The organism is Gilliamella sp. B2889 (genome assembly GCF_026536885.1).
Lineage (GTDB): Bacteria > Pseudomonadota > Gammaproteobacteria > Enterobacterales > Orbaceae > Gilliamella > Gilliamella apicola_E.
Window position 1 is genome coordinate 402,377 of record NZ_JAFNNF010000001.1, and the last position, 11,735, is coordinate 414,111.

Genomic DNA, 11,735 nt, shown 5'->3' on the forward strand with positions numbered 1-11,735 from the left:
GAGACGGAAAGGTTATTAAACCTCTCCGCCTAGAATATATAAGTCAATAATTTGACGTTCAAACGGTTATTTACCCGTTTTAAGTTTTGTCCATGTGCGAGTAATCACACGTTCGAGCTTAGGATCTTTTACTGTAAGGGTAAATAATTTTTCCATAACTTCTGGTTTTGGATAAACTGCAGGATCATTTTTCACTGCTGGTCTTACAAACTGATCGTTAGCCGCTTTATTTGCACTAGCAAAGTTAACATCATTAGTTACCTGTGCAGCAATTTCTGGAATCATAACGAAGTTTAAAAACTCATGAGCTTCATCAGGATTAGCTGAATCTTTAGGAATAGCAAATGTATCAAAGAATACTAATGCACCTTCTTTAGGAATATGGTAGCCAATATGCACACCATTATTTGCTTCGTTAGCTCTGTCACGAGATTGTAGTATATCGCCTGACCAACCTAAAATTACACAAATATCACCGTTAGCTAAATCAGTTATATATTGTGATGAATGGAAATAACGAATATTTGGTCTTACTTTCTCTAACAATTCGTAAGCGGCACCTGTATAATCTTTCGCATCAGTACTGTTCGGATCTTTACCTAAATATTTAAGTGCACTCGCAAAGATTTCAGTTGGCGCATCTAAGTAAGCAACACCACAATCTTTAAGTTTTTCCATATTTTCAGGTTTAAAGACTAGATCCCAACTATCAACTGGAGCATTATCGCCAAGACGTTCTTTAACTTTATCAATGTTGTAACCAATACCTGTTGTCATCCATACATAAGGAATTGCATATTTATTATCCGGATCATGGTTTGCCATTAATTTCATCAAATTAGGATCAAGATTTTTCCAATTTGGTAATTTACTTTTATCTAATGGCAGATAGATATCAGCTTTGATCTGTCTTGCTAAAAAACTATCAGAAGGTGAAACGACGTCAAAACCAGAATGACCGGCCATTAATTTACCTTCGAGTGCTTCATTAGAGTCATACACATCATAAACTAATTTGATACCAGTCGATTCTTGAAAATCAGTGATAGTATCGTTACCAATTTGACCTGCCCAATTATAAAAATGCACAACGCGATCTTTAGCTATAGCAGATTGAGATAATGCTAGTGAAACACCAGCTATGATTGAAAGAATTGTTTTACGTTGAGTAAACATGCTCACCACTTCTCCTCTAGTTAGGGATATTACATGTTAGACACAAGCCCATTGTGAAACACAACGGACCCCCAAATTTTACCATTATCTTAATTAACGGCGAAACCGAGGTAATCAGGCAATTACGAGTCATTAATTGAATTAATGAACAAGTAGAGCTAACCTTGCATTACGAGGGATAAAATACCTTTTTTTTTACAGATGTCTACATAAAAAATCAAATAAACTTAGATTAAGGACCGAATGACTATATTTTAATCAATCAGCCCTTTGTTAGCGAGCTATTAACAATTAATTAACGTTTTTTATTCGGCAGTGGCTTGCAAAACTTTTGAATCTGGTTGCCAAATTCTATATTTAACTGTTACATCGTTTGGTACATAAAATACCAATGGTAACTGACTGTTATAATTTAATAAACCTAAATTATGTCTGATTGTAACGAACAGGTTTTTGTTAGCACTTTCAGGGCAAGCCATCATGGTTGAAAGCGTTCCTTTAACTTCTTCAACTTCGTAATAAGAATATCCCCATCCTTTAAGCTCTTTTTCTTTAATTACCCCACCTAAATTATGTGCATTACAATCTACATTCATATCTTTACCAACTAATATTTCTACTTTTGCGTTAGCTTCATCTTTTAAGCTAGGAAGATGAATCACATAACGCGTAGCACCGACTTTAGCGTTAGGATATGGCGCAATTTCATTCAATTTTTGCGCAACTTGAGGGACTTTTTGTGTATTTGCACACGCTGATAATGTTACACCCATCAAAACTAACAACATTAATTTTTTCATTTTATATCTCCAAGAAAATTGTCTAATTGATACGACATCGTATGCTTTTCAAAACATAATGCGTATAATAACATTATCTAGATTAAAGAATATGAGGTAAAAATGCCAGCAGAAAAAAAAAACGATGATTTACTAAAGCTAATTTTAAATCTATTACTCATAGGTTTACTTATAACAGTAACTTATCGAGTGATAGAAGTATTTTTGTTTGGCTTTTTTTGGGCTGTTATGGTGGTTATTGCTACTTGGCCATTAATGATAAAAATCCAACAAAAGCTGTTTAATAAACGTTGGTTATCACTGTTAGTTATGGCATTAATATTGGCATTTGTTTGTGTCATTCCTTTTCTTCTCATCATTAGTAGTGTCGCTCAAAATGGGCATTACCTTATCGAATGGGTTAGAAACCTATCTCATAGAGAATTACCTACTTTTGACTGGTTAATAAACGTTCCTATGTTTGGTGAGGAGCTACACCAAAAATGGCTCGAAATTATTAAAACCGATGGGTCGGAATTAGTATCTGATATTCAACCCTATATTGGTACCATGATTGGCTGGCTATTAGAACAAGTCACCAACATTGGCGTTTTCATATTCCATGCTGGTGTGATGATTATATTTAGTTTATTACTATTTCTTAAAGGTGAAAGCATTACTAAATATGTTTATGTTTTAGCTAATCGTCTATCTAAACAATATGGAACAACTACCGTTACATTAGCTGGTCAATCTATACGAGCGGTTGCATTAGGGGTAGTTGTCACCGCAATTACATTAGCTTTAATTGGTGGCTTAAGCTTTATTATTACCAAAATGCCATTTCCAGGCATATTAACCCTCATTTTATTCATCTGTTGTGTTGCTCAAATTGGACCCGTTATCGTCATGATTGGCTGTATTATTTGGCAATTTTGGGATGGTCATATCGTATCAGGTATTGTATTAATTGTAGTTGCCATCATATTAACCACACTAGATAGCGTAATGCGAGCCTATTTGATAAAAAAAGGGGCCGATCTACCCTTCTTACTTATACTTTTTGGTGTAATTGGGGGTATTCTAGCTTTTGGTATAATGGGACTATTTATTGGTCCAGTCGTGCTAGCATTAAGCTATAAAATTATTCAAACTTGGGTTAATGAACAATCTTAAATATTAAGTTAATAGACTGAATAAAAACAGATTAATTTAAACATAGGTTAACCTATGAAAAATAGGAGTGTTATTTTCTGACATAAATTGTGATATTCTACACTTTGTGTCAGTTTTAATGATATTTAAATCATGCGAATACCATTTATTAAATACAACCATCAAAAGCATCTAAATGAATTAGCAAAACTTCAGCAAAATGCTGAACAATATCAGATTGTATACGATCCAAAATCTTATCGAATTAGATTGCTTGAGCATATCATGAAAGCTAAGCACCGTATCTACATTGTTGCACTTTATTTAGAAAAAGATGAAGCCGGTCGTGAGGTACTTGATGAACTTTATCAAGCAAAAACAGCGCGCCCGGATTTAGATATCAAGATTTTTGTTGATTGGCATCGTGCTCAACGTGGACGAATAGGTGAAGATAAAACCCAAACGAATGCACGGTATTACTATGATCTAAAACAGCAACATCCAAATATTGATATTCCTATTTATGGTGTCCCCGTTAATCGCCGTGAAGTACTTGGTGTACTGCACTTAAAAGGTTTGATCATTGATGACACCGTCATTTATAGTGGTGCGAGTATTAATAATGTCTATTTACATAAACTGGATAAATACCGCTATGACAGATATCACTTTATAACCAATAAAGCGCTATCTGACACCATGGTCAATTACGTCAATGACAATTTCCTTTCTGCTGAAGGTGTGCAACGCTTAGATGTTAGTGAACATAAAACTCGCAAACAAATTAAACCAGAAATTAAAGCATTACGCCAAAACCTTACCGACGCAAATTATCAATATGTGGCAGATACGGATAATGATACATTATCGGTCTCCCCAATAGTTGGTCTTGGGCGAAATAACCAGCTCAATAAGGTCATTCACCATTTAATAAATGTCACAGAACGAAAAATTACATTTTGTACTCCGTATTTCAATCTACCCAATATATTAGTGCGCGATATTATTCGCCTCCTAAGAAAAGGAAAACAAGTTGAGATCATTATTGGTGATAAAGTTGCTAACGACTTTTATATTCCAGAAGATCAGCCATTTAATATTTCGGGTGGACTACCCTATTTATATGAAATCAACTTAAGACGCTTTGTTGAACGCCTTCAAAATTTCATAGACAAAGAACAGTTAATCATTAGATTATGGAAAGATGGCGATCAAACCTATCATCTAAAAGGTATTTGGGTCGATGATAGTTGGATGATGATCACAGGTAATAATCTTAATCCTAGAGCATGGCGTTTAGATCTGGAAAATGCAATATTAATCCACGATCCAAAACATGAATTACAAAAACAAATCAAACAAGAACTTGTCGCAATTCGTGAAAAAACGACCTTAATTACGCATTTTCAACAAATTCAAGCTAGCCTGTTCTATCCCAAAAATGTACATAAATTAATTAAACGATTAAGCCGAATTCGGGTTGATAGAATTATTAAACGTTTATTATAATTAACAAAGTGATAATAAATAGCTATTTGTTACACAAATAGCTTATACACAACTTAAAGTTTATTTAGGTTTAACACCATCCTAGCATTTGAAGCACTAGTAGCAATAATATCAATGACACCAGAGCGAAGCGCACCTAAAATTGCTGTCGCTTTAGTGTTTTCTGATGCAATGGCAATAACACAAGGAATGTTACGTAGCTCATCAATACTTAAACCAATTACCCGATCATTCATGGTTGTATCAACAGGATTGCCATTGATATCAAAAAAACCATAACCTGCAATATCACCAACTACCCCTTGATTCAAAGTAGCATATGTGACTTCTTGCGGGGTAAACCAGCCTAACTGTACCATGTAACAGTTTTCATTCATATCACCAATACCAACTAAAGCAATATCAGCTTTACTCGCGCGTTCGATCGTATCTTTAATAACCCGATTTTGCATAAACGCACGTTTCAGTTCACGATTCTCAACATAAGCTGGCGCATACAGAGTTTCGCTACTTGCGTTAAATTTTCTCGCAAAGCTACGGCTGATATGATCGGCATCGATAATCTCTCCAACGCGCTGAGTACCACCAATACCACAGATAAATTTACATTGTTTTTCAGGAAAAACGCCTACATGACTAGCAATTGCAGCCACATTACGCCCCTGCCCAACCGCTACCGTCATACCATTTTTCAAAGTACTGGATAAATAATTTGAAACAAGTGCCGCCACTTGTCGTCGTTGCTCATCCTCATCTTGGTGATCTAAAGCAATTAACGCTCTTTTAATACCGAAATTATTAACGAATTGCTGCTCAATACGCGAGCTAAAAATCGGGTGATATTTGACATTAATCTCAACAATCCCCTCCGCTCTCGCTTTTTTTAGCAAACGCCCTACTTTAATACGTGAAAGACCAAATCTCTTGGCAATCTCTTCTTGCGTTTGTTCATACTCATAGTAGGCAACGGCAATTTCAGTAAGTAGTTCTGACTCTTGTTTATCTTCAAATATATCCATTAGGCTTGCCTTTCATTATTAGCTTAGCTGATTGTTAATATATTACAAAAACCGCTAGCTTGCCATTCTCCATGTTGAATAAATGATTTCGCAATGTTTGGCTTGTCGATTAATAATATTTGATTTTCGAAATTTATACTATCTTTATCAAGCCAAATTAGGTGATTAAAATTATTATCATTTTAATCAATACAAAACATAATTTAGCATATATATTTTTTCTTCATTAGGATGTAAATAGATCTTGTTCGGTAATGGCAAATTGGTTGATAAGCTATTATGACTTAGCTAACTAGTATTTTATAAAAAGAGAATAAAGCTACCTTCATTTATATAACAATGGCTTGAGCTTAGACATCATTTTTCTTTAGTTCGCTCATCAGTATATATAAATGGAGTAAAATTAGATTTTAATAAAAAAATTCGCTTTTTTAAGTTCAAAAACCCCGTTCCTCAACTTTTTTTTCATAGTTAAAGTCTTGTTCGGTAATGGAAAATTGGTTGGTGAGCTATTATAACTTAGATAACTAGTATTTTATAGAAATAGAATAAAGCTACCTTCATTTATATAACAGCAGCTTGAGCTTAGACATCATTTTTCTTTAGCACGCTCATCAGTATATACAAATAGAGTAAAGTTAGATTTTAATAAAAAAATTCACTTTTTTAAGTTCAAAAACCCCGTTCCTCAACTTTTTTTCATACTAAAAAGGTTATCATACAGATTAATCAAACCCATGCGATGATTATCACATGGGCCTATATCTAATCGAATTTATGCGTTCTTACCAAGTTTCTTTACAAACTTCAAACGTTACTGAGAAAGGTGCACTAGGCCAAGGATTGTTATAAGCTTTAAAAATTCCACCATTTAACATAAATACAGCACGATGTACTTTTCCTTGCGGCTCCATAGTAAAATCAGAAACCCATGCAAGCCGTTGGTTAGTACCAGTAATTATTGCACTGGATGTAGGAAAATCAGATTTAGGATAATAATCAATAGCTAGCTGTCCCCATTCACCGTTTAAACCACCATTCATTTTTCTGGTCATCGCATTTCCGGTTTCTCTAAAACTTGCGTTAGTATTTGGGTTGGTTGCTTGAGGCGTATTAACCCAGTCAGTAAGCGTTAATTGATTTTGAATTCCTCCACAAAGATCATCTGAATATGTTAATGTCTGTTTTCCGGGTTTTGCCCAGAAATTTAAATCACTCCAAAATACAATCATATCAGATTGCCCGGTTGCATCTTTAGGCCATGCAAAAATTTGGATGGTTCTTTTTTTAGGTTTGCCATTAAAAGTTACAATACCAAGTTTATCAATTGAGATATTATTATCATCTGTTGAAAACAGATAATCTTGTTGTTCATTACTCATCCAAAGTTGGAATGATGCTCCTTTAAATGCAGTATGAGGAAAACGATTATTATGCCCAGCACTGGTATTAAGTAAAAATCCTAATTCAGGATGCCACTCATTTTTATTATAACCACCTCCATGTTTTGGATTAGGTGTAGGATCTATTGATGCTCCCCAACCATAACCACTAGGAGTGTCATTATTATATTGAGTCCAAGACCATATATTTTTATCCATGGTTGGATAAGTCCGAGCATAACACACTTGATTAATTTTGGATTTAAAATAATATGTTTTAAAAACATCGTTATAAATATGTTCTGACTCATTTGGCAGACCATATTCTGTTTGCACTTTTATATTCTTAATTGAAAGCTCTAATTTATAAGGTGCTTTGCAGGGATCTATTTTTTTAGTTAACTCATTTTCAGGTACTTTTTTATATTCCCCTAGCCCATTTTTATTACCACCAGGAACACTATAATACCAAGTAGCCGTTAATACGCCATCAGGAATACCTGTATCACCATCTTCATCAAAAATACTTATATTGAGATTATTAGCGATATCCATCAAATTGACATCGTGACCATTGGCCTCAATAACTTTTTTTACTTCATTTGAACCATCTTTACCTTGAATTACCCAACTTATTTGACTAAGAGTGGTATCCGGGTCCAATTTAAAATCGTTAATATCACTTTCTGAAGTGCGTAACCGACCATCAGGCATACTAACAACACTCAACTTTTCCTTAAAGTCAGTTGAATCAACCATTGCACCATTGACCGCGATCATTGGTGAATTACCATGAATCAATTGAGTCGTTGAGGCGGGTAGTAAGGCATTAATATTATTTACAAATGACAATAGTAAAATTCCCAATAAATAATTTTGTTTATTTTTGAATACTTCATAGCCTGATATAGAAACTGAATTAAAGTATCCATTTTTAAATATTGCTAACCAGTTCAAGCTAAATCTCCTTTTTATTAACATGCTGTTGCAATTAAATCTAATAACACTCCTTTATATGTCCTCTTTTAATACACGACATCAAACAGCTAAACTGGATATGATTTATACAGCTTGTTATATGAAATTGTTTCTTTAAAGATCAGACATTAAAGCTTTTAAATTTGAAAACGATCAAATTATTGATCGAAACTTCCGATCAATCAATAGCCATTTGATCGTGATTGACTATCAAATACACAAATTAAGCTTTAGACGTTTGAAATAAGATAGGGGTTTATTTAGCCTACAATTTTATAAAAATTATATTTATATGATTAATAATAATTAATATAGAATTTTTTATAATAAGATCATAAGTTAATAAAAAGAATTAAAAAATGTTTAAGAAAGGTTAAGAAAGGATAATTTTAACTATTTGATCAATAAAATAAATAAAACATAATTTTTAGTTAATCAAAGATCATTTTGCAAATATCAATAAAAATAATTTCAAAAGAGAGTTAATTAATTAAAAACGATTAATAAAATAAAGAAAGAAGAGTTATTAAAATTTCAAATCGGTTTTATTATGGATTAAATAAACAGTTTTACCAAGTAGCTATGAAGTATAGCTACTTGGTGAGAATTAAATATTAAAAATTAATTTCTGTTCCAATAAAGTAACGACGCCCTTCTAATGTTTTACCAAAGTCATCGTTTGAAACATCTTTGTCAAACAAGTTATAAACGCCACCATATACTTTAGCATTTTTATTTATTTGGAAAGACGCACCGACATCCCAGAAAGTATAGCCTGGATATTCAATTTTCTTACCACTGCGATCTGTGGTAGTTTCTACCCCATAATAAGCAACCTTAGTCCATAAATCAAACTCTTGAGTGAGATTCCAATCAAGTTGAGTATTGAATTTTTGTTTTGGTGTACGGTTTAATGGTTTACCTTTATTTTTACCCGTTTTTTGCTCTGTCTCAGTCCATGAATAGTTAGAGCTTAACAAGAAATCAGTAAATAATGGCGTTTTAAATGTAAGCTCAATACCTTTAAGGTCTGCTTTATCTACATTTTCTCGCCCTTGAATAAAATCAAATTCTTTATTGAAGTTTTTATATTTACATGTTCTATTTGGAATCTTTCTAGTATCACATATATAGTAGGACTGAATTTTATCTTTATACTTTGTATAAAAGGCTGTTGCTGAAGCATCAATACCATAATCATTGGTATAAGCCAAACCAATTTCAAAATTATCTGATTTTTCTGGTTTTAAATCTGGGTTACCAACAACTACACCATTGGAAAATCCACCACCTGTTACTTGTCCCCAATCAGAAACAACTTGACGCAGCTGTGGTGTTGCAAAACCGGTAGAATACCCCCCCTTCATAGTAAAGTTATCATCAATATTCCAGACACTATAAATTCTTGGATTCCAATTACTACCATAATTTTCATCTTTGTTATAACGTAAACCAGCCGTTATATTCCAATTATCGAAAATGCTTATCTCATCCTCTGCATATAGCGCATAATTCCAACGGTCAATTTTAGTAATATTACTATTAAGTTCATTACCTTTATCATGTAATTCTTGATAATTATATTTACCACCCACCGTTAACATGTTAATCGAAAAAGGTATTGTTGCATGTGTATCAACATCAGTATTCTTGATTTTCATTTGCCTTGCAGGATTATTATTCTCTTCATAGGCAATAAACGAAGTTGTTGAAACATCGCCAAACATACCATTATGAGTCAATGCAAAAGTATTTCTCGCATTATCTCGCTTATAGTCATCCTTTCTGCTTTTATCTCTAGTTTTACCTCTAGTTGAAGTACTATTTTGTAAAGAACGACCAAAATCAAAATCAAATTTTTGGGTATCAGTAGCATTAAGCGATATTTTACCGTTTAAGCTTCTTAATTTTTGGCCTGAATGACCATTCAAGAATCTATCTTCGTGTCGATTTGTATATTGCCCATACAATTGAATCCCTAAAATATCATCAATAATTGGTCCCATAGTTGAAAAACTACCTACATAGGTATTTTTTTCATCTGAACGATAAGGCATGATTGATTCAACTCGAATACCGCTATGCCATTTATTTGAAACTTTCTTAGTAATGATATTGACAACCCCACCCATAGCATCTGAACCATATAGCGATGACATTGGTCCTCGGACAACTTCAATACGATCTATAGCAGTTAAAGGCGGTAACCAGCCTTGTTCAAAACCAGAATTATCACTATTAGGTCTGGTTTCACGAGTGCTAACTTTTTTACCATCAATTAATAATAAAGTATATTTGGCATCCATACCACGAATACTAATATCAGTTGAATCACCGCCACCAGTTATCGTGATCCCAGGAATATCCTTAAGCGCATCAGTCACATCACGATAAGGTTTTTTGCTGATTTCCTCTGGCGTGATTACCGAAATTGTTGCTGGAGCTTCTTTAATTTGTTGAGAAAATCCTGATGCTGTCACCACCATAGTATCAGTATTTTTATCAGTGTCTGCTATCGCTAAACCAGATAATGATAATAAAATACTTGTATTTATGACATGTGTTGCCAGTTTAATTTTAGTATTCATGTTTTATAACCTTATTATTTATATTGATATTTTGCAAAGCAAGCCGTGCGTTACAATAACCTACGTGAGAATAATTATCAATAACTTTTCGATAATAATTATCAATATCTTTACGAAAAATTATTTATATCTAGACATTTCACATCATTTAAATAATAATGGTTATCATTTTCATCAAAGCAAAAGGTATCAATATGAATAAAAAAATATTATTAAGCACTCTAATAGCTTTTACTTTAGGGTTATCAGGTTGCCAATCATCAATCACTGTGAATCCAGATAATAAACAAACCGTTGTTGTTCCTAAATCACCAAGTAAAGTGGTAGTAATGAACTATGGTGCTTTAGATACCTTAGATGCATTAGGTAAAGGTTCTATTGTTGTAGGAACACCTCTTTCCGTTCTTCCTTCTTATCTTGAGCAATATAAAAGTGTCTCTGATACAGGTAGTATGAAAGAACCAAGCATCGATGCAATTAAACAAGTTAAACCTCAACTCATCGTTATTGATGGTCGTCAAGCTAGTCGAACTGAAGAATTATCGAAAATTGCACCAGTAATTAATTTAAGTGTTGACGCGAAGAATTATCTTGAATCAACTAAAAATCATATCAATGTTCTAGCAGATATAACTGGAACTGAAAAGAAAGCTGAAGATTTGATTCAATTGCTTGATACAAAAGTGACCAACGCACAAGCTGTTGCACAAGCGAGTCACAAAAAAGCAATAGTTGCTATTCATAATGATGGAAAAATGATTCTTATTAATGGCAGTTCAAGCGCAGCATTAATTCATGATGTGTTGAAAGTAAAACGGGCTGTACCACTAACACCACAGCCTAGTGGTAAACCTAAACCAACCTTTATTGATAACAGCTATATTAGTAAAGTAAAACCTGATATTGTTTATGTCGTTGACCGAAGTAAAGCTATTGGTCAATCAGCAATGAAAAACGACTTTTTAAATCCAAAAGTATTAGCGAAAAGTAAAACTGAGGTTATCTATTTAACACCAGATCTTTGGTACTTATCGGGTGGCGGTGTCGAAAGTTTGGATCGTCAAATTGATGAAGTCATTAATGCATTGAAATAATTTTTTATCATAATGTAGGCCCTTATTTCAATAAGGGCTTGTTTCTCGTTTCTCT

General features: G+C 33.3%; 8 protein-coding genes. 3 read left to right on the forward strand and 5 right to left on the reverse strand.

From position 1 onward, the window contains the following. Positions 1-66: 66 nt before the first annotated feature. Both J3U09_RS01910 and eco read right to left on the reverse strand, forming a co-directional pair. Positions 67-1,176 (reverse strand): extracellular solute-binding protein, encoded by a 1,110-nt coding sequence (locus J3U09_RS01910; protein WP_220226203.1) that lies wholly within the window; start codon positions 1,174-1,176, stop codon positions 67-69. Positions 1,177-1,481: 305 nt separating this feature from the next. Then, positions 1,482-1,976 (reverse strand): serine protease inhibitor ecotin, encoded by a 495-nt coding sequence (eco, locus tag J3U09_RS01915; protein ID WP_267356893.1) that lies wholly within the window; start codon positions 1,974-1,976, stop codon positions 1,482-1,484. Between the two features lie 102 nt (positions 1,977-2,078). Between eco and ydiK the strand changes: the two genes are divergently transcribed. Further along, the gene (ydiK, locus tag J3U09_RS01920; RefSeq protein ID WP_220224842.1) at positions 2,079-3,131 is read left to right on the forward strand and encodes an AI-2E family transporter YdiK; all 1,053 of its coding nucleotides are present in this window, start codon (positions 2,079-2,081) and stop codon (positions 3,129-3,131) included. 132 nt (positions 3,132-3,263) lie between these two features. Then, complete coding sequence (gene pssA, locus J3U09_RS01925; RefSeq protein ID WP_267356897.1) at positions 3,264-4,619, forward strand: CDP-diacylglycerol--serine O-phosphatidyltransferase; 1,356 nt, start codon at positions 3,264-3,266, stop codon at positions 4,617-4,619. A gap of 53 nt (positions 4,620-4,672) precedes the next feature. On the opposite strand, the gene J3U09_RS01930 is transcribed toward pssA, so the two are convergent. The 3 genes from J3U09_RS01930 to J3U09_RS01940 form a co-directional block, all read right to left on the reverse strand. Next, on the reverse strand, positions 4,673-5,638 hold the full coding sequence (locus J3U09_RS01930; protein WP_267356899.1) for a sugar-binding transcriptional regulator: 966 nt from the start codon (positions 5,636-5,638) through the stop codon (positions 4,673-4,675). Between the two features lie 785 nt (positions 5,639-6,423). Continuing rightward, on the reverse strand, positions 6,424-7,977 hold the full coding sequence (locus J3U09_RS01935; protein ID WP_267356901.1) for a hypothetical protein: 1,554 nt from the start codon (positions 7,975-7,977) through the stop codon (positions 6,424-6,426). Positions 7,978-8,612: 635 nt separating this feature from the next. Further along, positions 8,613-10,586, reverse strand: a complete 1,974-nt coding sequence (locus J3U09_RS01940; protein ID WP_267356903.1) for a TonB-dependent receptor domain-containing protein — start codon at positions 10,584-10,586, stop codon at positions 8,613-8,615. A gap of 194 nt (positions 10,587-10,780) precedes the next feature. Between J3U09_RS01940 and J3U09_RS01945 the strand changes: the two genes are divergently transcribed. Continuing rightward, a complete protein-coding gene (locus J3U09_RS01945; RefSeq protein WP_065734490.1) occupies positions 10,781-11,680 on the forward strand; it encodes a siderophore ABC transporter substrate-binding protein in 900 nt (299 codons plus the stop codon). Positions 11,681-11,735 lie beyond the last annotated feature (55 nt).